This window comes from Pseudomonas sp. COR18, from assembly GCF_048568395.1.
In the GTDB taxonomy this organism is placed as follows: Bacteria; Pseudomonadota; Gammaproteobacteria; order Pseudomonadales; family Pseudomonadaceae; genus Aquipseudomonas; species Aquipseudomonas fuscovaginae_B.
Genome location: NZ_CP183808.1, coordinates 1,697,648 through 1,718,474 on the forward strand (window position 1 = coordinate 1,697,648; position 20,827 = coordinate 1,718,474).

The window sequence follows — 20,827 nt, forward strand, 5'->3', positions numbered from 1 at the left end:
AGTGACGGCCATCCACGGCTTGTGTTGTTCATTTGACTGAATTAACCAGTTAGTACATTTTACCTCCTCAGACCCGATCATCTTGCGGTCCAAGCCAAAAACAACAATTGGAGACTTGCCCATGCCCCCTATCGTGCTGGTGCTCAACGGCCCCAACCTGAACCTGCTGGGAACCCGCGAGCCGGCGACCTACGGCCATGAAACCCTGGCGGACCTTTCCGCCCTGTGCGGACGCACGGCAGCCGAACTGGGCCTGACCGTGGAATTCCGCCAGACCAATCACGAGGGCGAGCTGCTCGACTGGATCCACGGGGCCCGCGGCCGCTGCGCCGGCATCATCATCAACCCGGCCGCCTGGACCCACACCTCGGTGGCGATCCGCGATGCGCTGGTGGCCAGTGAGCTGCCGGTGATCGAAGTGCACCTGTCCAACGTCCACGCCCGCGAACCGTTCCGTCATCATTCCTTCGTCTCCTCCATCGCCAAGGCGGTGATGTGCGGCTTCGGCAGCCAGGGCTACCGCCTGGCGCTCGACTATTTCAGCCAGACGCTCAAGGGGGCGCAGCCATGAGCCCGACCACCCACAAGGGCGTACTGGCGGGCCTGATCGGTGCGGGCATCCAGGCCTCGCGTACCCCCGCCATGCACGAGCGCGAGGGCGATGCCCAGGGCATCCGCTACCTGTACCGGCTGATCGATCTGGACCTGCTGCAACTGGACGTCAACGCCCTGCCCAAGCTGCTGCAGGCCGCCGAGCGCATGGCCTTCACCGGCCTGAACATCACCTTCCCCTGCAAGCAGGCGATCATCCCGCTGCTCGACGAACTGTCCCCCGAGGCCCGGGGTATCGGCGCGGTGAACACGGTGGTGTTCAAGGACGGCAAGCGGGTCGGCCACAACACCGACTGCCTGGGTTTCGCCGAAGGTTTTCGTCGGGGACTGCAAGGCGTCGCCGTGAACCGCGTGGTCCAGATGGGAGCCGGGGGGGCCGGCGCGGCGGTTGCCCACGCCCTGCTCGACGAAGGCGTGAAACAGTTGACGATCTTCGACGTGGACGCCGGGCGCGCCCAAAGCCTGGCGGACAACCTCAACCAGCACTTCGGCGCCGGCCGGGCCCGGGCCGACAGCGACCTGCCAACGGCCATGGCAACCGCCGACGGCCTGGTCAACACCACGCCGATGGGCATGGCCAAGCTGCCCGGCATGCCGGTGCCCCGGGAACTGCTGCGAGCCGAACTGTGGGTCGCGGAAATCGTCTACTTCCCGCTGGAAACCGAACTGCTGCGCAATGCCCGGGCCCTGGGCTGCCGCACCCTGGATGGCGGGACCATGGCGGTGTTCCAGGCGGTCAAGGCGTTCGAACTGTTCAGCGGCGTGACAGCGGATTCGCAGCGGATGCTGGAGCATTTCCAGAGTTTATAAGGCTCGTTTCAGTGAGCCTTAAGTTGCTTAAAGCGTATTAAAACGCGCCTTACTATGGAATCATTGTGAAATAAGACATGCTATAGTGAGCTTTATCCAATATAAGGCTCACTATGGCGAGTATTATGAAGGCGTTCTTTCCTGTCGGTTGCAGCGACACCCTCAGTAAAATCGGGCTTCTGATAAAGGCCAGGCGCCTCGACCTGGGCCTGCGCCAGTCAGACTTCAGGTCCAGCCTCGGCATCTCCGAACACACCCTGCGCAAGATCGAAAATGGTTCGGAACTGGTGGAGCTGCGCTCCTTCATGCTGGTGCTCTGGCGGCTGGGCATCGACGAGATGATTTTCGGCGCACTGGACGGGGTAGAGCAGTCCTCGCAAATCACCAAGCACCTGACCCATAAAGAGGACGCCCGCGCGAGCCTCTCTTCAAAACGAGTTCGCCTGCGCAAACCCAGGATGGAGGACTTCTGATGTCTCGCGCCTACATCTACATGGAGCATCCGCAGACAGGCGAAACCATCACCCTCGGCCGGCTGACCCTGCAGGGCAAGGTCGGCGAGTTCCTGTATGCCCCCGACTACGTGGCCAGTAACGGCTGGGTCCCCGACCCGATCCACTATCCACTGCGCGCCGAAGCCTATTCCGGCATCACCAAGAATCGCGGTATTCCGGGCTTCATCAACGACGCCATGCCGGACGGCTGGGGGGAACGCCTGCTCCATCGAGTCTACGGCCAGGAACTGACAACTCTGGATTTCCTGCTCAAATCACCGAACAACGACCGTATTGGCAACCTCATGGCCGGCAAGTCCGCCTCGCCTGCTCCAGGCCTGGGCAGTGAGGTTGCACCATCGTTGAAGGGCCTGGCGAAATTTGTCGAAGCCTGCGAAGCGGTGTACGACAGGCAACTGGACCAGGAAGCCATCGAAGTCCTGAACCTGCGCCAGCAACGTTCCTCCCTCGGCGGAGCCCGCCCTAAACGCACACTGCAGGACCACGGCATGCTGATCCTGGCCAAGCCTCGCGACCGCTTCGACCAGTACGACCTGCCTACCATTGAGTACGCCTGCATGACCTTCGCTGCCTCAAAGGGGCTGAATGTCGCCAGGACGGCACTGCATGCTCAAAGCCCTTCCACGCTGTTGCTGGAACGCTTCGACCGCACGCCACTGATCGAAGGCGGCCACCGCATCCCCATGCTCAGCGCCCTCACCCTGCTCGATGCCGACTGGGTGAATCAACAGGGCTGGCGCTACGCTGCTGTTGCCGATGAGATGCGTCGCCGTGGGGTTCCCGACGAGGACCTGCAGGAGCTGTTCAAACGCATGTGCTATAACGCCCTGGTCGGCAACAGCGATGATCATCCGCGCAATCACGCGATTATCTGGACGGGGGCCAGTGGCGCCTCTCTCCGATGTACGACGTACTGCCGATCCTCGATGAAGGCCCGGCCCAGGCACTGGCCATGGCCGTGGGACGTGAAGGCACCCGGATCAGCCGTAACAACCTGCTCAGCCATCATGAACACTTCGCACTGTCCCGCGAACAGGCCGAACAGATGCTGGATGAAGTGATCAGTTGGGAACAGGAACTCAAGGACTACTACGGGCAATGGCTTAATGGCGCAGAGTTGCAAATGGCGCAGGAGGCGACCAGCGCTGCACGGATGCGCTAGTGGCCTGTGTGGCTAATTCACACAGGCCACTAGAAGATGATGCTCAGGGTTGACGACAATTGCGCTTAACAGACAAGTGCGGGGCAGGTTCAAGGCGGACCTGCTGCAAGCCCTTGTCACCCTGGAAGATGAAGTACTTGCTGCGGCAGTCCTTGAACATCGGCGAGTAGCCCTCGGCGCGCAGGGCCTGGCCTTCGACGGCCTTGGTCACCGTGTTGTGGCGGCCGACCACCGCCAGCACCTCGGCATAGCTGTCGCCCATCTCCACGCCCGGCTCGACGGTCGCCGAAGGCGACGGCGGCGAAGCGCAGCCGACCAGGCCCATCGCGCCAAGGGCCGCCATTGCCAGCCAGCCGAACGAGCCGCGTGCGTGGGATCGCCAAAAATCCGAGGACAGAATCCTGAACTGAGGGCCGAAAAGCATTTCTCATCCTTGTGAATGAAATGTCCGATGGCCAGCAGTGTAACCAGAACCCGGGCAGGAAGGTGCAGTGACGAATCGTCAAACTGTGAGACAGCCCTCAGAAAGCGCCAGCCCTGCCCGACAGGGCCCTCAGGCCTGCAAATATCTCAACACCGCCTCGCAGATCATCTCCCGGTGCCGCGCCTTGACCTCTTCGTTCGGCAGGTCGATCGGAAACAGCGCGCCGAGGGTATGGCGGTTGGATACGCGGTAGAAACAGAACGAGCTGACCAGGATATGCACGTCCAGCGGGTCCAGGCCACGGCGGAACACCCCCGACTGTGCGCCACGCTCGAGGATCTCGCCCAGCGCCGTGAGGATGGTGACGTTCAGCGAACGAATCGCCCCCGACTGCTTGACGTACTCGCCCTTGTGGATGTTCTCGATGCTGACGATACGGACGAAATCGACGTTGCGGTCGTGGTGATCGAAGGTGAACTCGACCATCCGCCGGATCGCTTCGCGCGGCTCCAGTTCTGTCAGGTTCAGGCGGCTTTCGGTGCTGCGGATGTCACCGTAGAGTTTTTCCAGCACCTCGACATAGAGCTGTTCCTTGCTGCCGAAGTAGTAATAGATCATCCGTTTCGAGGTGTGGGTGCGCTCGGCGATCGCGTCGACGCGCGCACCGGCCAGGCCCTGCTGGACGAACTCGACGATGGCTTCCTGGAGGATGTTCTCGCGGGTCTTCTCGGGATTGTTCTTGCGACTCTTGCGCGGCACGACGACGGAGGCGTCAGCCGTGGCGGATAGTTCTGAAGTCATGGTCACTCTGGCTCACGGCCATCTCGGCGGATGGAGGCGATTATGGGCCGCGTGCCACCGAGAAGGAAGCAGGGAGACCCGCCAATTCACCTCCCTGCTTCAGCCAGCGCTACAACCGGGCCTGGCGGGTCCCGCCGCTGCGGGATTTGGCCATCGCCGCCAGACGCACCGCGACGTTCGCCGCGCCGTAGCCGGCATAACCGTTGCGGCGCTGCAGGATCTCGAAGAAGAACCGCCCCTCGAACGGCTCGGTATACACGTGGAACAACTCGCCGCCCTGGGCATCGCGGTCATACAGCACGTTGTAGTAGGCCAGTTCGCTGAGGAACTCGTCGTCGAAATCGAAACGCGCCGCCAGGTCGTCGTAGTAGTTGAGCGGGATATCCAGCAGCGGTACCCCGGCCTCCTTGGCCCGGCGGACTTCGGCGAAGATGTCCTCGCAATCGAAGGCGATATGGTGCACACCGGAGCCGCGATAGCTCGACAGCGCGTGGGAAATCGCCGTGTTGCGGTTTTCGGAGATGTTCAGCGGCAGGCGGATCGAACTGCAGCGGCTGCGCAGCGCCCGGCTCTTGACCAGGCCGTAGGGGTCGGGCAGCACCACTTCGTCGTCGGCCTCGAAATCCAGCAGGCTCTTGTAGAACAGCACCCAACTGTCGAGGCTGTCGGCCGGCAGCGCCATGGCCATGTGGTCGATGCGCTTGAGGCCGGCCTGCGACGGTGCGACGGGCAGCAGGTGGAAGTCGGTTTCGTAGAGTTTCTGCCCGGCCGTATCCTGGTCGGCCAGGTAGATCAGGCTGCCATCCGGCGCGCGCACCGCGGCCAGTTCCAGCTCGTTGGGGCCGACCAGGCCGCGATAGGGCTGGCCCTTGTAGGCCACCGCCCGGGCCAGGGCACTGGCGCTGTCCTTGACCCGGATCGCCGTGGCGCACAACGACGGCCCATGGGCCTCGAAAAAGCTGTGGGCAAACGAATAGGGTTCGGAGTTGAGGATCAGGTTGATATCGCCCTGGCGCAGCAGGCTGACGCTTTTCGAGCGATGCTGCCCGGCCTTGCTGAAGCCCAGGCGCTCCAGCCAGTGGGTCAGTTTGGCGCCGAGGCTTTCGTCCACGGCGAACTCGAGGAACTCGATACCGTCGTTCTCACTGACCGGCGGCGGCGCGAACAGCGTGTCGAGATGGGCCACCGGCGCGGCCTCCCGGGCCAACCGCTCGCGGGTTTTCTCTTCCAGATAGAGCAACGAGCGCAGGCCATCGGCGGCATTGGCCCGCGGTGGCGCGGCGCGGAAACCGTCGTTGAAGATTTCCAGGGACAGCGGCCCGGTGTAACCACTCTTGATGATCGGCGCGAGGAATCCCGGCAGATCGAATTCGCCCTGCCCCGGGAAGCAGCGGAAATGCCGGCTCCACTCCAGCACATCCATCGCCAGGATCGGCGCGTCGGCCATCTGCACGAAGAAGATCTTGTCGCCGGGAATCTGCGCGATGGCGCTCGGGTCGCCCTTGAGCGACAGGGTGTGGAAGCTGTCGAGCAGTACCCCCAGGCTGGGGTGATCGGCCTGACGGACGATGTCCCAGACCTGCTGGTAGGTGTTGACGTGCCGGCCCCAGGCCAGGGCCTCATAGCCGATGCGCAGGCCACGGGCACCGGCGCGCTCGGCGAGCAGGTGCAGGTCATCGACCAGGATCTGCCGCTCGCCCAGGCTGTCGGCCGAGGCGTTGCTGCAGACCAGCACCAGGTCGGTACCCAGTTCCTGCATCAGGTCGAACTTGCGCTCGGCCCGCTCCAGGTTGCGCGCCAGGCGGTCGCGGCGGCATCCTTCGAAATCGCGGAACGGCTGGAAGAGGGTGATGGCGATGCCCAGGTCCGCGCACCGCTGGCGGATTTCCCGCGGGCTGCCGTCGTAGTACAGCAGATCGTTTTCGAAGATTTCCACGCCATCGAAGCCGGCGGCGGCAATGGCATCGAGTTTTTCCGGCAGGGTGCCGCTCAGGGACACGGTGGCTATGGAACGCTGCATGAATCGACTCCCGGCAGTGGGCTTCTTATTGTGGACACGGACCGAAACCGAGGATTGTCGAACCTCGGGAAGTGACCGGATTATTGATGCAGCACGCCACCACTTCAATCAAAGTGTACGAACTGGTTAGTTTTGTGTGCGATTATCGACCACAATGGTCCGCAGCGAATTGACGGTCTTTTGCCCGCTGCGCACCATCATCCGGGCCAAGGCAGTGCTTCAAACGTTCCGCAAACCCAGCCAGACAATTCCAAAAAAAACGGGTAATCGCTCATGCTTTCATCCTCACAAAGCTCCCCTGTGACCCAGGGCAGCACCCGCGGCGGCATCGCCGCCAAACTTCGCGGCGCCATGGCCGTCGGCTCGACCCGCTGGGGCATGCTGGCCCTGGTGTTCTTCGCCACCACCCTGAACTACATCGACCGGGCCGCCCTGGGCGTCATGCAGCCCATCCTCGCCAAGGAGATGAGCTGGACGGCGATGGACTACGCCAACATCAACTTCTGGTTCCAGGTCGGCTATGCCGTCGGCTTCGTCCTACAGGGCCGACTGATCGACCGGCTCGGCGTGAAGCGGGTGTTCTTCTGCGCCGTACTGCTGTGGAGCCTGGCCACCGGTGCCCACGGCCTGGCGACCTCGGCCGCGGGCTTCATGATCTGCCGCTTCATCCTCGGCCTGACCGAGGCCGCCAACTACCCGGCCTGCGTGAAGACCACCCGGCTGTGGTTCCCCGCTGGCGAGCGGGCGGTGGCCACCGGCATCTTCAACGCCGGGACCAACGTCGGGGCGATGTTCACCCCGATGCTGCTGCCGATCGTCCTGCAGGTCTGGGGCTGGCAGGCCGCCTTCCTGTGCATGGCCGCGCTGGGTGCCGTCTGGCTGCTGTTCTGGGGCCTGAAGTACTTCAACCCCGAAGACCACCCGTCGGTGAAAGCCTCGGAACTGGCGTACATCCAGAAGGAAGCCGAGCCGGAACAACCCGGCGTGCCGTTCTCGCGGATCCTGCGCATGCGTGGCACCTGGGCCTTCGCCCTCGCCTACTCGCTGACCGCACCGGTGTTCTGGTTCTACCTGTACTGGCTGCCGCCGTTCCTCAACCAGCAATACAACCTGGGCATCAGCGTGACGCAGATGGGTATCCCGCTGATCATCATCTACCTGACCGCCGACTTCGGCAGTGTCGGCGGCGGCATCCTGTCGTCGTTCCTGATCGGTCGCGGGATGGACCCGATCCGCGCCCGGCTGCTATCGATGCTGCTGTTCGCCTGCTGCATCATCGGCGTGGTGCTGGCGGCCGGTTCCAGTCACCTGTGGGTGGCGGTGGGGGCGATCTCCCTGGCCATCGGCGCGCACCAGGCCTGGACCGCGAACATCTGGAGCCTGGTGATGGACTACACGCCCAAGCACATGATGAGCACGGTGTTCGGCTTTGGCGGCATGTGTGCGGCGCTCGGCGGGATGTTCATGACCCAGTTGGTGGGCTACATCCTGACCACCACGAACAACAACTATGCGGTGTTGTTCACGCTGATTCCGGCCATGTACTTCCTGGCGCTGACCTGGATGTACTTCATGGCCCCGCGCAAGATTCCGAAGCTGGACGACTGATCGCGTCGTAACAGAGGGTTATGGGTAGGGCTTGCTGGCCTATTCGCGGGCAAGCCCTGCTCCTACAGTGTGGATGTGGATGTAAATATCGCATACGCCACAAAACCTGCGGGAGACGGCCGGGCGGCCGTCTCCCGCAGTCTTGTCAGAAGTCGAAGAACACCGTCTCGCCTTCACCCTGGATACGGATATCGAACCGGTAGGCCGTTCGTCCATTCACCTCGCAGCGCTGGGCAACCAGGGTCTCGCGACGCTGCGGCTGCTCGATCAGGTTGAGCACCGGGCATTTGCCGTTGGCCTCGGCCTCATCGGAGAAATACAGGCGGGTCTGCAGGTGGATGTTGATCCCCCGGGCAAACAGCGAGACGTTGATATGCGGCGCCATCGGGACACCGGCGGCGTTGTTCACCACGCCCGGCTTGATGGTTTCCAGGGTCCACTCCCCGGCATCGAAGGTGGTCGCGGTGCGGCCAAAGCTGTTGAAGGCCTTCTCCGAGTCGAAGTCGCTGTCGTAGACGCCCTCATGGTTGGCCTGCCAGAACTCCAGGAAGGAGTCGCGCACCAGGTGGCCGTTGCCGTCATAGACGTTGCCGAACACCAGGATATGCTCGCCCGGCGCCTCGGGCTTGGCCATGCGGTTCCAGATTTCCTCGGGACGGGGCGGGTTGCCGGCAGCGGCCAGCGCCAGGCCGATGTGCACGTAGGGACCGGCGGTCTGGGACGGGGTTTCCATGAGCAGTTGAACAGGCATGGTCGGTCTCCTCAGCAGTTTTCGAAGTGGGTCTTGCGCTGGCCGCGCAGCACGATGTCGAAGCGATAGGCCAGGCAATCCATCGGATTGGCATTGCCCATATCCAGGCGGGCGATCAGGCTCTGCACCGCCTCGGGGTTGGCGATCGACTTGACGATCGGGCACATCGGGATCAGCGGGTCGCCTTCGAAATACAGCTGGGTGATCAGGCGCGTGGCGATCGACGGGCCGCTGATCGACACATGGATATGCGCCGGGCGCCAGTCGTTCGGACCATTGCGCCAGGGGTACGGCCCGGGCTTGATGGTGCGGAAGCTGTAGTTGCCATCACGGTCGGTGAGCGCCCGGCCGACACCGCCAAAGTTCGGGTCCAGGGGCGCCAGGTAGCGGTCGTTCTTGTGGCGGTAGCGACCGCCGGCGTTGGCCTGCCAGATTTCCACCAGGGTATGGGGAATAGGCTTGCCGTACTGGTCGCAGACCCGCCCGGCGAGGACGATGCGCTCGCCCACCGGCAGGCCGCCGTTATTGAAGTTGAGCAGCAGGTCGTTATCGAAACGGCCGAACTTCAGATGGGAAAAGTCCGGGCCGGTGCTTTCGCTGATCGATTGCGGAATGCTCACCAGCGCCTGGCGCGGGGAACGGGCGATGGAAGTCTTGTAGTCCGGGGTCAGGGCCTTGGGGTGCCAGTTACGGTCACGAATGACAAAACGACTGCTGTCTGCTTCAGACATGTCGGTCTCCTGTTGTTTTTATCGGGAAAGGTAGCTGCACGCTACACACTGCAAATCACGCGGTTGCAGCGTGCCCCAAGAGGAAACCGCTGAATATTGAAAAGCCGGGCCCCTTTCATAACCAAATGGTTATGGATAATGCCCTTCGCGATAGGCCTGCCCCACCTCCCGCAGCACCTCCACCGCCCATTGCGCGGCCAGCGCCAGCGGCAGGCTGGCGTTGCTGGAAATACCCACCGAACCACCCGGCTCACGCTGCCCGAGGTCGATCTCGCGCAAATCGCCCCGCGCCAGGTCCAGGCGCACCGCATCCAGCGGCGCCAGCCAGAGTGCCGCGCTGGACAGCACATAGCGCCGGCTCAACGCCACCGAGAGGGTTTCCAGGCGCTGCCGCGAGGGGTTGAGACCACACTGCACGAACAGGCTGTCGGCGAACTTGCGGATGGTGGTGCCCGCCAGCGGCAGCACCAGCGGATAGTTTTCCACAGCCGCACGATCCAGCGCGCCCTGCAACAGTGGATGATCGGGACGGGCCACCAGGGTCATGGATTCGCTGTACAGGTGCTCGAAGGTCAGCCCCTGGATCTGCGGGCTGTCGGTCATTCGCCCGACCACCAGGTCGACATCGCCGACCCGCAACTGCGAGAGCAGATAGGCGCTCGGTCCGGTGACCACGCTGACCACCAGCGCGGGATGGCGCTCGTGCAGGCGCCGCACCACTTCCGGGATCAGCAGGCTTTCCACGGTCGACAGCACCCCGAGCCGCACCACGCCGGCGGCATACTCGCCTTCGCGCAAGACCTGCACGCCCTCGCGCAGGGTCTGCACCGACGGCCCGGCATAACGCAAAAAGGCCACCCCGGCCTCGGTCAGGCTGATACCGCTCTTGCTGCGCACGAACAGGCGGGTCTCCAGCAGTTCCTCCAGCTCCTTCAGGGTCTTCGACATCGCCGGCTGGCTGACCGCCATGACATCCGCCGCCCGTGCCAGGCTGCCCTGGCGGGCCATTTCGAGAAAGCACACGAGGTGGCGGAATTTGATGCGACTATCGATGTTCACGGGACGGCGGCTCCGGCTACGGATCGGGACAGCGGCAATTGTGTCTGATATTCGGCGCGGGTGGCGGTTTCTGAACTCAATCGGCAATCCAGTGCCTGACGACCGGACTGGCGGTGAAGCGTCACGGCAACGACACTCAAATGGCACAACGACGGGAGGATTCCCACATGCTCTGGAAAAAAGGACGGCGCAGCGACAACGTGGTGGATGCTCGCGACGACAGCAATGCCGGTGGCGGCGGCCTGCGTTTCGGCGGCGGCAAGGGTTTGAGCCTGACGGCGGTGGTCCTGATCGTCGGTATCGGCCTGTTGACCGGCCAGGACCCGATGCAGATCCTCGGACAGCTCAGTGGCCAGCTGGGCCAGCAGGCTTCGGTACCCACCACCACGCAGACGCGCCAGGCACCTGCGGCCAATGACGAACAGGCGGACTTCGTCCGGGCGATTCTGGGCGACACCGAGGACACTTGGGGCCAGATCTTCCAGCAGGCGGGGCGCCAGTACCGCGACCCGACGCTGGTGCTGTTCCGCGGCCGGGTCAACTCGGCCTGCGGCCTGGCGTCGTCGGCCACCGGACCGTTCTACTGCCCGGCGGACCAGCGGGTCTACCTGGACCTGGATTTCTTCCGCGAAATGTCCCAGCGCTTCAAGGCCGCCGGCGATTTTGCCCAGGCCTACGTGATCGCCCACGAAGTCGGCCACCACGTGCAGACGCTGCTCGGTGTGTCGGCGAAGATCCAGGCGGCGCGCCAGCAGGGTCGGCGGATGGAGGGCGACGGCGGCCTGCTGGTGCGCCAGGAACTGCAGGCCGACTGCCTGGCCGGGGTCTGGGCCTGGCATGCCCAGCAGCGCCTGCACTGGCTGGAACCCGGCGACGTGGAAGAAGCCTTGAATGCCGCCAATGCAATCGGTGATGATCGCCTGCAGCAACAGGGTCAGGGCCGCGTAGTCCCCGACTCGTTCACCCACGGCACCTCCGCACAGCGGGTGCGCTGGTTCAAGGTCGGCTTTGCCCAGGGGCAACTCAGTCAATGCGATACCTTTGCCGCAAAGAATTTGTGAATGAACGGGGCAGTGGCTGGCTGACCGGAGTGTTTCGCCAGTTGGCTGCCCGCTCGTCCGGTCGGGCGCCATCGCCAGCAAGCCGGCTCCTGCAGGGGGCGCTGTTGCTGGGGCTGTGTGTCAGCGCGGGAGCGGCGGAGCATGGCGTCAGGGAGGTCAGCCCCGATCACCTGAAACTGTCGGGCGGCGAATTGAGCGTCGGCCTCAATCGCGACTGGAAGGGGCCGATGCCGGATGTGCAGCGGGTGCTGATCATCGTCCACGGCCGCCTGCGCAACGCCATGACCTATCTGCAGAGCGCCGAAACGGCCGCGTCCCAGGCGGACCAGGCGCGCAACACGCTGATCATCGCGCCGCAGTTTCTCAACGAGAGCGATGTGCGGCGCAATCACCTGCCCGACCGTCTGTTGCGTTGGCACGACAATGACTGGATGGCCGGTGAGCCCGCCACCGGGCCCGCTGCCATGAGCTCCTATGCCGCGCTGGATGAAGTCCTGGCGCGCCTGGGCAATCGCAAGAAATTCCCGGCACTGCGCGAGGTGGTGATTGCCGGGCACTCCGGCGGTGGGCAGGTGGTCCAGCGTTATGCACTGGTCGGGCACGGCGACGCACAGTTGGCCGGCAGCGGTATCCGGCTGCGTTATGTGGTCGCCAATCCGTCGTCCTACGCCTATTTCAGTGCACAACGGCCGGCGAAAGGTTTCGACCCGGCGGGCTGCCCGGGCTTCAACGACTGGAAGTATGGCCTGCAGAACCTGCCGGCTTACGTCACCGGGCAATCACCGGCCCAGCTGGAACAGGCCTACGTACAGCGTGATGTCACCTACCTGCTCGGGCAGAAAGACATCAACCCGAACCATCCGGCGCTGGACAGGAGCTGTGCGGCCGAGGCCCAGGGTGCGTATCGGCTGGTCCGCGGGCACAACTACTTTGCCTATCTGCAGCAGCGGCATCCGCAGGGGTTGGCTCAGAAGTTGGTGGAGGTGCCGGGGGTGGGGCATGACGGCAACCGGATGTTCACTTCTGCGCAGGGGCAGGAAGCCTTGTTCCCGCGCTGAGCCTCGTGGCAATCGCTACGACCTGCCAATCATCCGCTGCAACACCGCACAATCCTCGGCATGCCAGTCGGCCAGCTCCGGCCAGGGATTGTCCGGCAGGTTCACCAGCACCGTCCGGGTCCCCGCCGCCCGCCCGCAATCGAGGTCGAAGCGGTAGTCGCCGACCATCACCATCTCGCCCGGCGCCACGTCCCAGGCCTCGGCCAGTTTCAGCAGACCGCCCGGGTGCGGCTTGGGTGGCGCGTCGTCGCGGCCCAGCACATCCTCCATGGCGAAGCAGTCGGCCAGACCGATCGCTTCCAGGGTGACATGGGCCAGCTCGCGGGCATTGCGCGTCAGGATGCCCAGGCGATAGCCGCGCCCGGCCAGTTCGCGCACCAGTTCCACCGCCCCCACCGCCGGCCTGGACCCCAGCGCCAGGTCACGCTCATGCTCCAGCAGCCAGGCATGCTTGGCCGCCGCCTCGTCGGCCGGCAGCGCCGCCAGGTGGGTGAGAATGTCGTCTTGCGGCGGAATCGACAGGGCCACGCGAATCGCCGCGAAATCATGCACGGCGACGGTCAGGGTGCCGTCCATGTCGAACACCCAGTGACGCACATCGGCCAGGCTCATGCCCAGTCCTTGCGGTGACGGATCAGGCCTTCCTGGGTCACCGACGCCACCAGCACGCCGGCGCGGTTGTACACGCTGCCACGGGAGAAACCGCGGGAGTTGCCGGCCCAGGGGCTGTCCATCGCGTACAGCAGCCAGTCATCGGCGCGCAGGTCGGCATGGAACCACAGCGCGTGGTCCAGGCTGGCGACCTGCATGTCCTTCTGCCACACCGACTTGCCATGGGGCAGCATCGAGGTGGTCAGCAGGCCGAAGTCCGAGGCGTAGGCCAGCAGGTACTTGTGCAGCGCCGGAATATCGGCCAGGGCGCCGTCGGCGCGGAACCAGACATACTTGATCGGATCGGCCGGCTGCGGGTTGTAGGGGTCCTTCTCGGTCACCGGGCGCACTTCGATCGGTTTGGGGCACAACAGCTTGTCGCGCATGTGCTCGGGGATCAGATGGGCGCGCTGGCGGGTGATTTCCAGCTCCGACGGCAGGTTCTCCGGCCCCACCACCTGCGGCATGCTGCTCTGGTGCTCGAAGCCTTTTTCGTCGTACTGGAACGACGCGCTGCAGGTGAAGATCGGGTGGCCCTTCTGGATCGCGGTCACGCGCCGGGTGCTGAAGCTGCCGCCGTCGCGCACGCGGTCGACCGAATACACCACCGGCAGCGCCGCATCGCCGGGGCGCAGGAAGTAGCCGTGCAGCGAGTGTACGTGCCGCGCGTCCTCGACGGTCTGGCTCGCCGCCGACAGGGACTGGCCCAGCACCTGGCCACCGAACAGCTGGCGAAAGCCGAGGTCCTGGCTACGCCCGCGAAAGAGGTTTTCCTCGATAGATTCCAGGGTCAGCAAGTCGACCAGGTCTTCCAGCACGTGGCTCATCAAAACGCTCCTCACACAGGGCAATGCCGCCCAGCCTTGGCTGCGGCGGTCGAGGTCATTCGCTGTTCGACGACAGCGCTCATGCCGCAAATGATACAGCGTTTGCAGCCCCCGGGCCCTAGTGGCCCGTGTGGCTAATTCGCATACTCGGCTCCGAGCCCATGGCTTCGCCAGATAGCGTTGCCATTCCTCGCCGTAGCCCTGCTACGACTCGTCATGGCGCCTTGCCTGGCAAACCCCTGGGCCCGAATTTGAGTATTCGAATCAACCGTACAGGCCACTAGCCGTGCAGGGTTTCCAGCCACTGGTCGCGGCTGATACGGTACAGCACGTGCTTGCGCAACGGATGGTCCTCGGCCAGCTTGGGATGCTCGAAATCCGCCGACGGATCGTAGTGCATGCCGATGGCCTGCATGACCTTCTGCGAAGGGGTATTGGTTTCGGTGGTGAAGGCCACCACTTCCTCCAGCGCAAGGCGATCGAACGCACAGCGCAAGGCGGTCCAGGCGGCCTCGCTGGCATAACCCAGGCCCCAGTGCTCATGGGCCAGGCGCCAGCCGATCTCCACCGCCGGGGTGAAGTCGGCGTCGAAGCTGACATGGGCCAGCCCGGTCAGGCCGATGAACGCACCGGTGTCCTTGCGCTCCAGGGCCCACAGGCCAAAACCGTGCTCGGCGAAATGGCCGCGAAGGCGCCCGATCAGCGCGGCGCTTTCCAGGCGGCTCAAGGTCACCGGGAAATAGCGCATCACTTGAGGATCGGCGCACATCCGGGCAAATTCCGGCAAGTCGTCGTCACGCCACTGGCGCAACAGCAGGCGCGCACTCTCAAGTTCCAGTATCGGCTCCATCATTCCCCCCTTCAGGTTTCCTTGCCACGCTGTTTCCTGCCCGCAAGTGTATCGCGCTGATAAGATCCTTCACTCATTCCTACATGAAATCGCCATGCCGTTGCCACTGATCTATCACGACGACTACAGCCCCGAGTTTCCGCCGGAGCATCGTTTCCCCATGGACAAGTTCCGCCTGCTGCGCGATCACCTGGTGGACAGCGGCCTGACCAGCGACCCGGCGTTGCTGCGCCCGCAGATCTGCCCTGTGGATATCCTCGCCCTGGCCCATGACCGCGACTACATCGAACGCTACATGGCCGGCGAACTGTCCCGTGAAGACCAGCGCCGCCTCGGCCTGCCCTGGAACGAAGCCCTGGCCCGGCGCACCGTGCGGGCGGTCGGCGGCTCGCTGCTGGCCGCCGAACAGGCCCTGGAACATGGCCTGGCCTGCCACCTGGCCGGCGGCACCCATCATGCCCACTACGACCACCCGGCGGGTTTCTGCATCTTCAACGACCTCGCGGTGATCAGCCGCTATTTCCTCGAGAGCGGGCGCGTGGACCGGGTGCTGATCTTCGACTGCGACGTGCACCAGGGCGACGGCACCGCCCGCATCCTTGAAGACACTCCCGAAGCCATTACGGTTTCCCTGCATTGCGAGAAAAACTTCCCGGCGCGCAAGGCCCACAGTGACTGGGACATCCCCCTGCCCATGGGCATGGGCGATGCCGACTACCTGCGGGTGGTGGACGATGCGCTGAACTATCTGCTGCCGCTGTATCAGCCGGACCTGGTGCTGTATGACGCCGGTGTCGACGTGCACAAGGACGATGCCCTCGGCTACCTGCAGTTGACCGACGAAGGCGTCGCGGCCCGCGACGAAAAGGTCCTGCGCCACTGCCTGGGCCGTGACATCCCGGTGGTCGGGGTGATCGGCGGCGGCTACAGCAAGGACCGCCAGGCCCTGGCCCGCCGCCACGGCATCCTGCATCACAGTGCACAGCGGGTCTGGACGTCATCAGGCTGTCATTGAGTTGTGCAGGCTTACCCACAATGCCTGTGGAACCGCCTGTGGATAACCTGCGTGAAAGGCTGCACAGGCCTTGCAGAGCAAGGCTCACAGGTGGCTGTATGTTTTTCGTACACATGCCGATGCCGTGCCGGTTCGATGGAAGTGTGCAAGACAGGAGGGCCTATTCGCGGGCAAGCCCCGCACCGCCCACCCCACACAAGGCTGTGGAAAAACGTAGAATACGCGCCCTCATCCAGCCGATTCGCAGCCCGCCATGACCCGTCCAGCCCCCGATACCCCTTCCCGCGTCGCCATCATCGGCGGTGGCCCCGCCGGCCTGATGGCCGCCGAGGTCCTGAGCCAGGCGGGTATCCAGGTCGACCTGTACGACGGCATGCCCTCGGTCGGACGCAAGTTCCTGCTGGCCGGCGTCGGCGGCATGAACATCACTCATTCCGAGCCCTACCCGGCCTTTCTCTCGCGCTACGCCGAACGTGCACCGCAGATCGCGCCGATGCTGCGGGCGTTCGGCGCGGATGAACTGCGCGAGTGGATTCACGGCCTGGGGATAACCACCTTCGTCGGCACCTCCGGCCGGGTGTTCCCCAGCGACATGAAGGCCGCACCGCTGTTGCGCGCCTGGCTCAAGCGTCTGCGCGAGGCCGGGGTGCTTATCCACACCCGCCATCGCTGGACCGGCTGGCAGGAAGGCAAGCTGGTTATCCACAGCCCGGACGGCGAAAGGCTGGTCAACGCCGAGGTGACCTTGCTGGCCCTCGGTGGCGGCAGTTGGGCCCGGCTGGGCTCCGACGGTGCCTGGCTGCCGCTGTTGGCACAGCATGCGGTCGGGGTTGCGCCGTTGCAACCGAGCAACTGCGGCTTCGAGGTCGAGGCCTGGAGCCAGTTGCTGAAGGACAAGTTCGCCGGCGCCCCGCTGAAGAACGTCGCCATCGGCCTGCAGCACAATGCCCTGCGCCTCGGCGAGTGCGTGATCACGGCCAACGGGATCGAAGGCAGCTTGATCTATGCCTTGTCCGCCGGAATCCGTGAGCAGATCAACCAGCAAGGCTCGGCCGTCATCGAGATCGACCTGCTGCCCGGCAAGACCCGTGAACAACTGCGCACGGCGCTGGCCAAGCCAAGGGGCTCACGCTCGATGGCCAAGCATCTGCACAGCCAGGTCGGCATCGACGGGGTCAAGGCGGCGTTGTTGCGCGAGCTGACGAATGCTGCCTGCTTCGGCGACCCCGAGCAGCTGGCAAACGCGATAAAGGCCCTGCCATTGAAGTTGGTAGCGCCCCGCCCGCTGGACGAGGCCATCAGCAGTGCTGGCGGCGTGACGTTCGAGGCGATGGACGAGCACCTGATGCTCAAGGCCTTGCCGGGGGTGTTCTGCGCCGGCGAGATGCTCGACTGGGAAGCGCCGACCGGCGGCTACCTGCTGACCGCCTGCTTTGCCAGTGGGCGCGTGGCGGGGAAAGGTATCCTGGAGTGGCTGCGGCGCCAGCCAACACGGCATCTGTAGGAGCGCTTGCCCGCGAAGGCGTGCCCCAATAAGCAATAGCTTCGCGGGCAAGCCACGCTCCTACAGAATTGCAAGAACGGACGCCGAGCGTCCAGAGAGGCGTTCCCACGCGGAGCGTCGGAACGATCGGAAGATCAGGTTCAGGGCTTGCGCTTGCGCGGCCCGGTATTGAACGCCGGCACCTTGCGCACCGGTTTGACCGGCGGCGCCACGTCCTCCGGTTTCTCGCCACTGTCCACCCAGCGCCCCAGGTTGCGCTTGCCACCGCCCGATTCCTTGGGTTTCTTCGGCTTCTTCGGTTTCTTCACCACGTTACCGGCCCCGTCGGTCTGCGGCACCCGGTGATCCGGCTCGAAACCGGCCTCGTCCTGCCGCTTGAGGGTCTGGCGGGTCAATGTCTCGATCGCCGACAACAGGTTCACTTCATCGGCACACACCAGGGAAATCGCCTCGCCGGTGGAACCGGCACGACCGGTGCGACCGATCCGGTGCACGTAGTCCTCGGCGACGATCGGCAGGTCCAGGTTGACCACCAGCGGCAGGTCCTCGATATCCAGGCCACGGGCCGCGACGTCGGTCGCCACCAGAATCTGCACTTCGCCCTGCTTGAAGCTGTCCAGCGCCCGTTGCCGGGTCGCCTGCGGCCGGTCGCCATGGATGCCGTCGGCACTCACGCCCAGTCCCTGGAGCTTTTCCACCAGTTGGTCGACGCCGTTGCGGGTCTTGGCGAACACCAGCACCTGCTTCCACTTGTTCTTGCGCAGCAGGTGCACGAACAGTTCCGACTTGCGCTTCTTGTCGACCGTCACCACCCACTGCTTGACAGTGCTGGCCGCCACGTTGCGCGGGCTGACCTCGATGCTCAGCGGATTGTTCAGCGTCTGCCCGGCGAGCAGGCGGATGGCGTCGGAGAAGGTCGCCGAGAACAGCAGGGTCTGGCGCTTCTTCGGCAAGGCCCGGTAGATGTTGCCCAGCTCTTCCTGGAAACCCAGGTCGAGCATGCGGTCGGCCTCGTCGAGCACCAGGGTCTGCAGCTGGTTGAACTTGATGGCGTTCTGGCGGAACAGATCGAGCAGGCGGCCCGGAGTCGCCACCAGCAGGTCGACGCCGCGGCGCAGCTTCATCATCTGCGGGTTGATGCTGACCCCACCGTATACCGCGTAGGTACTCAGCGGCAGGTGCTCGGCGTACTGGCGAACGCTTTCGTGGACCTGCTCGGCCAGTTCGCGGGTCGGCACCAGGATCAGCGCGCGCAGCGAGTTGGCGGCGACCTTGGGGCCCTCCATGGCCAGCAGTTGCAGCAGTGGCAGGGCGAAACCGGCGGTCTTGCCGGTACCGGTCTGGGCCGCGGCCATCAGGTCGCGGCCGGCCAGCACGGCGGGAATGGCCTGGGCCTGGACCGGCGTCGGCTCCTTGTAGCCAAGAGTGTCCAGGGCCCGGGTCAGGGGTTCGATCAGGCCGAGAGTGGCGAATGTCATGCAAGTACCATAAAAAAGAGCACCGTAGGAAAAGAGTCAGCGCAAGAAGCCATGCGCGGCAGTTTAACCTGTCAGGCCCCTTTCGGCTTGCGCCACTGCGGCAAACCGATCAGCACCACGGCACTGATGATCACCGCCATGGCCAGGCATTCGTGCCAGCCGATGTGCTCGTCGGCGAACAGGATGCCCAGCAGCACCGCCACCGCCGGGTTGACGTAGGCATAGCTGGTGGCCGCCGCCGGACGGACATTCTTCAGCAGGTACATGTAGGCGTTGAAGGCGATGATCGAGCCGAAGAACACCAGGTAGGCCATGACCACCCAGCCTTCGACGGAGGGCATGTGGGCCAGGCGCTCGCCGCGGGCAAAGCTGGCCAGCAGCAGCACCACGCCGGCCACCAGCATCTCCGCCGCGCTGGCCATGCCGCCGGGCGGCAGTGGCAGGTGCTTGCTCCACACCGAACCGAAGGACCAGGTGGCGGCCGCCAGCAGGATCAGGCCCGCACCCAATGGGCTGCCCTGCAGGTTGGAGCCCATGTTGAGCAGAGCGATACCGATCAGCCCGAGGACGATGCCGGCCCATTCGAGACGGGTGGCGCGGCCCCCCCAGAAGTAGCCGCACAGCAGGGTGAACAACGGCACGGTGGCGACCGTCAGCGCGGCAATCCCCGAGGCCACGCCGATATGCTCGGCCAGGGTCACCGCACCGTTGCCGAAGGTCAGCAGCAACACGCCGATCACCGCGGCGGCCTTCCACTGCTGCCAGGTCGGCGCCGGCACCCCGCGCCAGCGCTGGTAGGCATACATCAGGGCACCGGCGATCACGAAACGGATCCCGGCCATCATCAGCGGCGGCCAGGACTCGACGCCAATGCGGATCGCCAGATAGGTCGATCCCCAGATGAAATACAGCGCGAAAAAGGCACCGATCAACGGTAGCGGAAAGCGGCGAGGGGCAGGCATGGGAGGCTCTGGGCAGGACAAGGGAAGGCTATTCTAGAAAGGCCTTCGCTAAATAATAAGTTACAAAACCGCGTAATCACGCCGGTACACTTTCTAAATCATGGATATCACGGGTATAAACCGTGATTTCGAAAGTCGGCCTTGCGGAGACCCTGCAGATGGATAAATACGACCGTTTGATCCTCGGTGCTTTGCTGGAAAACGGCCGCGCCTCGTTCGCCGAACTGGCGCGCAAGGTCAACCTGTCGGCCCCGGCGGTGGCCGAGCGGGTCTCGAAGCTGGAGAGCAGCGGCGTGATCACCGGCTACCAGGCCAAGGTCGACCTGGACAAGCTCGGCCTGCCGATCCGCTGCGTGATCGAGTTACGGATGAACCAGCATGGCAAGCAGCAGATCTACGACGATCTGGCGCAGATCCCGCAGATCACCGAATGCCATCGGGTCACGGGCGACCCTTGCGTGATCATGCAGGCGGCGGTGGGCTCGATGGGCGAGCTGGAGGACCTGATCAACCGGGTGGCCCAGTTCGGCCTCAGCAAGACCTCGGTCGTGCTGTCCAGCGCCATCGAGCCACGGGTGCCGTTGGGGCATCTGGACATGAATGGAAAGACCAAGGGCTGAGCAGCCCCGTCATTTGCGATGAATGACCACGAGAACGTCGATTGCGTTCTGCCAGAGCGCCCGCGCGTACCGATTTCAGGGCGACTTCGACCCCATCGCGTAGACACCCGGCTCGCTGAGCATCAGATGTTCCTCGGGGCCGCCGTTGCCCTGCAGGTTCAGGGGACGGCGCTGATCCGGATCGAGCTTGACCGCCTTGCGCTCGTGCCACTCGATGCCCATCAACCGCCCGACATCACGGGCGCGAAGTACGACATTTCTGAAAAGCTACAGGACAGCCGCATGCGCCATGCAACCCCGCAAAATCC

The 20,827-nt window shown here is 64.3% G+C and carries 21 protein-coding genes and 1 pseudogene; 10 read left to right on the top strand and 12 right to left on the bottom strand.

Annotated elements, in window-relative coordinates:
• Positions 1-121 precede the first annotated feature (121 nt).
• From aroQ to ACM62G_RS07875, 4 genes and pseudogenes are all read left to right on the top strand, one after another.
• Positions 122-571 carry a type II 3-dehydroquinate dehydratase gene (gene aroQ / locus ACM62G_RS07860; RefSeq protein ID WP_054063757.1) on the top strand — a complete coding sequence of 150 codons (450 nt, stop codon included), beginning with the start codon at positions 122-124 and terminating at the stop codon, positions 569-571.
• Entirely contained in the window at positions 568-1,422 is an 855-nt protein-coding gene (locus tag ACM62G_RS07865; RefSeq protein WP_419736968.1) for a shikimate dehydrogenase, read from the top strand. Before aroQ ends, ACM62G_RS07865 begins: the two co-directional genes overlap by 4 nt.
• A 125-nt stretch (positions 1,423-1,547) precedes the next feature.
• On the top strand, positions 1,548-1,895 hold the full coding sequence (locus ACM62G_RS07870; protein ID WP_419736969.1) for a transcriptional regulator: 348 nt from the start codon (positions 1,548-1,550) through the stop codon (positions 1,893-1,895).
• Positions 1,895-3,099, top strand: a pseudogene (locus ACM62G_RS07875) (type II toxin-antitoxin system HipA family toxin). The gene ACM62G_RS07870 and the pseudogene ACM62G_RS07875 overlap by 1 nt, the downstream one beginning before the upstream one ends.
• Positions 3,100-3,142: 43 nt before the next feature.
• On the opposite strand, the gene ACM62G_RS07880 reads toward ACM62G_RS07875, so the two are convergent.
• The 3 genes from ACM62G_RS07880 to quiC form a co-directional block, all read right to left on the bottom strand.
• Complete coding sequence (locus tag ACM62G_RS07880; RefSeq protein WP_419737498.1) at positions 3,143-3,442, bottom strand: hypothetical protein; 300 nt, start codon at positions 3,440-3,442, stop codon at positions 3,143-3,145.
• Positions 3,443-3,652: 210 nt separating this feature from the next.
• A complete protein-coding gene (locus ACM62G_RS07885; protein WP_054059088.1) occupies positions 3,653-4,330 on the bottom strand; it encodes a TetR/AcrR family transcriptional regulator in 678 nt (225 codons plus the stop codon).
• A 103-nt stretch (positions 4,331-4,433) separates the two neighbouring features.
• Entirely contained in the window at positions 4,434-6,344 is a 1,911-nt protein-coding gene (quiC, locus tag ACM62G_RS07890) for a 3-dehydroshikimate dehydratase QuiC (protein WP_273824706.1), read from the bottom strand.
• 273 nt (positions 6,345-6,617) lie between these two features.
• Between quiC and ACM62G_RS07895 the strand changes: the two genes are divergently transcribed.
• Positions 6,618-7,952: an MFS transporter gene (locus ACM62G_RS07895; RefSeq protein ID WP_054059090.1), complete on the top strand. Its 1,335-nt coding sequence runs from the start codon at positions 6,618-6,620 to the stop codon at positions 7,950-7,952.
• 145 nt (positions 7,953-8,097) lie between these two features.
• On the opposite strand, the gene pcaG is transcribed toward ACM62G_RS07895, so the two are convergent.
• The 3 genes from pcaG to pcaQ all read right to left on the bottom strand — a co-directional run bounded on the left by pcaG (position 8,098) and on the right by pcaQ (position 10,493).
• The gene (pcaG, locus tag ACM62G_RS07900) at positions 8,098-8,703 is read right to left on the bottom strand and encodes a protocatechuate 3,4-dioxygenase subunit alpha (RefSeq protein ID WP_054059091.1); all 606 of its coding nucleotides are present in this window, start codon (positions 8,701-8,703) and stop codon (positions 8,098-8,100) included.
• An 11-nt stretch (positions 8,704-8,714) separates the two neighbouring features.
• Positions 8,715-9,434: a protocatechuate 3,4-dioxygenase subunit beta gene (pcaH, locus tag ACM62G_RS07905; RefSeq protein ID WP_054059092.1), complete on the bottom strand. Its 720-nt coding sequence runs from the start codon at positions 9,432-9,434 to the stop codon at positions 8,715-8,717.
• Positions 9,435-9,563: 129 nt separating this feature from the next.
• Positions 9,564-10,493, bottom strand: coding sequence for a pca operon transcription factor PcaQ (pcaQ, locus tag ACM62G_RS07910; RefSeq protein ID WP_054059093.1), 930 nt, complete (start codon positions 10,491-10,493; stop codon positions 9,564-9,566).
• Positions 10,494-10,660: 167 nt separating this feature from the next.
• On the opposite strand from pcaQ, the gene ACM62G_RS07915 reads away from it, so the two are divergent.
• Positions 10,661-11,554 carry a neutral zinc metallopeptidase gene (locus ACM62G_RS07915; protein WP_273824700.1) on the top strand — a complete coding sequence of 298 codons (894 nt, stop codon included), beginning with the start codon at positions 10,661-10,663 and terminating at the stop codon, positions 11,552-11,554.
• A 101-nt stretch (positions 11,555-11,655) separates the two neighbouring features.
• Positions 11,656-12,612, top strand: coding sequence for an alpha/beta hydrolase (locus ACM62G_RS07920; protein ID WP_152974362.1), 957 nt, complete (start codon positions 11,656-11,658; stop codon positions 12,610-12,612).
• A gap of 15 nt (positions 12,613-12,627) precedes the next feature.
• Here the strand turns inward: ACM62G_RS07920 and ACM62G_RS07925 are convergent, their stop codons facing one another.
• From ACM62G_RS07925 to ACM62G_RS07935, 3 genes are all read right to left on the bottom strand, one after another.
• The gene (locus ACM62G_RS07925) at positions 12,628-13,224 is read right to left on the bottom strand and encodes an HAD family hydrolase (protein WP_416771680.1); all 597 of its coding nucleotides are present in this window, start codon (positions 13,222-13,224) and stop codon (positions 12,628-12,630) included.
• Positions 13,221-14,090 (bottom strand): acyl-CoA thioesterase II, encoded by an 870-nt coding sequence (tesB, locus tag ACM62G_RS07930; protein ID WP_419736970.1) that lies wholly within the window; start codon positions 14,088-14,090, stop codon positions 13,221-13,223. The genes ACM62G_RS07925 and tesB overlap by 4 nt, the downstream gene beginning before the upstream one ends.
• A 280-nt stretch (positions 14,091-14,370) precedes the next feature.
• On the bottom strand, positions 14,371-14,940 hold the full coding sequence (locus tag ACM62G_RS07935) for a GNAT family N-acetyltransferase (protein WP_054058691.1): 570 nt from the start codon (positions 14,938-14,940) through the stop codon (positions 14,371-14,373).
• Between the two features lie 94 nt (positions 14,941-15,034).
• Here ACM62G_RS07935 and ACM62G_RS07940 point away from each other — a divergent pair, with 94 nt between their 5' ends.
• Together ACM62G_RS07940 and ACM62G_RS07945 are read left to right on the top strand one after the other, a co-directional pair.
• Positions 15,035-15,955, top strand: a complete 921-nt coding sequence (locus ACM62G_RS07940) for a histone deacetylase (RefSeq protein ID WP_273824698.1) — start codon at positions 15,035-15,037, stop codon at positions 15,953-15,955.
• Positions 15,956-16,208: 253 nt separating this feature from the next.
• On the top strand, positions 16,209-17,459 hold the full coding sequence (locus ACM62G_RS07945) for a TIGR03862 family flavoprotein (RefSeq protein WP_419736971.1): 1,251 nt from the start codon (positions 16,209-16,211) through the stop codon (positions 17,457-17,459).
• A 140-nt stretch (positions 17,460-17,599) separates the two neighbouring features.
• Here ACM62G_RS07945 and ACM62G_RS07950 read toward each other — a convergent pair whose 3' ends face one another.
• Positions 17,600-18,937, bottom strand: a complete 1,338-nt coding sequence (locus ACM62G_RS07950) for a DEAD/DEAH box helicase (protein WP_054063750.1) — start codon at positions 18,935-18,937, stop codon at positions 17,600-17,602.
• A gap of 71 nt (positions 18,938-19,008) precedes the next feature.
• Positions 19,009-19,899: a drug/metabolite exporter YedA gene (yedA, locus tag ACM62G_RS07955; protein ID WP_054058685.1), complete on the bottom strand. Its 891-nt coding sequence runs from the start codon at positions 19,897-19,899 to the stop codon at positions 19,009-19,011.
• Between the two features lie 158 nt (positions 19,900-20,057).
• On the opposite strand from yedA, the gene ACM62G_RS07960 reads away from it, so the two are divergent.
• Positions 20,058-20,519, top strand: coding sequence for an Lrp/AsnC family transcriptional regulator (locus ACM62G_RS07960; RefSeq protein ID WP_273824696.1), 462 nt, complete (start codon positions 20,058-20,060; stop codon positions 20,517-20,519).
• A gap of 75 nt (positions 20,520-20,594) precedes the next feature.
• Here ACM62G_RS07960 and ACM62G_RS07965 read toward each other — a convergent pair whose 3' ends face one another.
• On the bottom strand, positions 20,595-20,741 hold the full coding sequence (locus tag ACM62G_RS07965) for a hypothetical protein (RefSeq protein WP_273824695.1): 147 nt from the start codon (positions 20,739-20,741) through the stop codon (positions 20,595-20,597).
• Positions 20,742-20,827: the final 86 nt, after the last annotated feature.

What these genes read in the sequence shown, in the direction of transcription:
- aroQ (WP_054063757.1), top strand. Translation starts at nt 122, where the DNA reads ATGCCCCCTATCGTGCTGGTGCTCAACGGCCCCAACCTGAACCTGCTG.
- ACM62G_RS07865 (WP_419736968.1), top strand. Translation starts at nt 568, where the DNA reads ATGAGCCCGACCACCCACAAGGGCGTACTGGCGGGCCTGATCGGTGCG.
- ACM62G_RS07870 (WP_419736969.1), top strand. Translation starts at nt 1,548, where the DNA reads ATGAAGGCGTTCTTTCCTGTCGGTTGCAGCGACACCCTCAGTAAAATC.
- ACM62G_RS07880 (WP_419737498.1), bottom strand. Translation starts at nt 3,442, where the DNA reads ATGGCGGCCCTTGGCGCGATGGGCCTGGTCGGCTGCGCTTCGCCGCCG.
- quiC (WP_273824706.1), bottom strand. Translation starts at nt 6,344, where the DNA reads ATGCAGCGTTCCATAGCCACCGTGTCCCTGAGCGGCACCCTGCCGGAA.
- ACM62G_RS07895 (WP_054059090.1), top strand. Translation starts at nt 6,618, where the DNA reads ATGCTTTCATCCTCACAAAGCTCCCCTGTGACCCAGGGCAGCACCCGC.
- pcaG (WP_054059091.1), bottom strand. Translation starts at nt 8,703, where the DNA reads ATGCCTGTTCAACTGCTCATGGAAACCCCGTCCCAGACCGCCGGTCCC.
- pcaH (WP_054059092.1), bottom strand. Translation starts at nt 9,434, where the DNA reads ATGTCTGAAGCAGACAGCAGTCGTTTTGTCATTCGTGACCGTAACTGG.
- ACM62G_RS07915 (WP_273824700.1), top strand. Translation starts at nt 10,661, where the DNA reads ATGCTCTGGAAAAAAGGACGGCGCAGCGACAACGTGGTGGATGCTCGC.
- ACM62G_RS07925 (WP_416771680.1), bottom strand. Translation starts at nt 13,224, where the DNA reads ATGAGCCTGGCCGATGTGCGTCACTGGGTGTTCGACATGGACGGCACC.
- tesB (WP_419736970.1), bottom strand. Translation starts at nt 14,090, where the DNA reads ATGAGCCACGTGCTGGAAGACCTGGTCGACTTGCTGACCCTGGAATCT.
- ACM62G_RS07935 (WP_054058691.1), bottom strand. Translation starts at nt 14,940, where the DNA reads ATGGAGCCGATACTGGAACTTGAGAGTGCGCGCCTGCTGTTGCGCCAG.
- ACM62G_RS07940 (WP_273824698.1), top strand. Translation starts at nt 15,035, where the DNA reads ATGCCGTTGCCACTGATCTATCACGACGACTACAGCCCCGAGTTTCCG.
- ACM62G_RS07945 (WP_419736971.1), top strand. Translation starts at nt 16,209, where the DNA reads ATGACCCGTCCAGCCCCCGATACCCCTTCCCGCGTCGCCATCATCGGC.
- ACM62G_RS07950 (WP_054063750.1), bottom strand. Translation starts at nt 18,937, where the DNA reads ATGACATTCGCCACTCTCGGCCTGATCGAACCCCTGACCCGGGCCCTG.
- yedA (WP_054058685.1), bottom strand. Translation starts at nt 19,899, where the DNA reads ATGCCTGCCCCTCGCCGCTTTCCGCTACCGTTGATCGGTGCCTTTTTC.
- ACM62G_RS07960 (WP_273824696.1), top strand. Translation starts at nt 20,058, where the DNA reads ATGGATAAATACGACCGTTTGATCCTCGGTGCTTTGCTGGAAAACGGC.
- ACM62G_RS07965 (WP_273824695.1), bottom strand. Translation starts at nt 20,741, where the DNA reads ATGGGCATCGAGTGGCACGAGCGCAAGGCGGTCAAGCTCGATCCGGAT.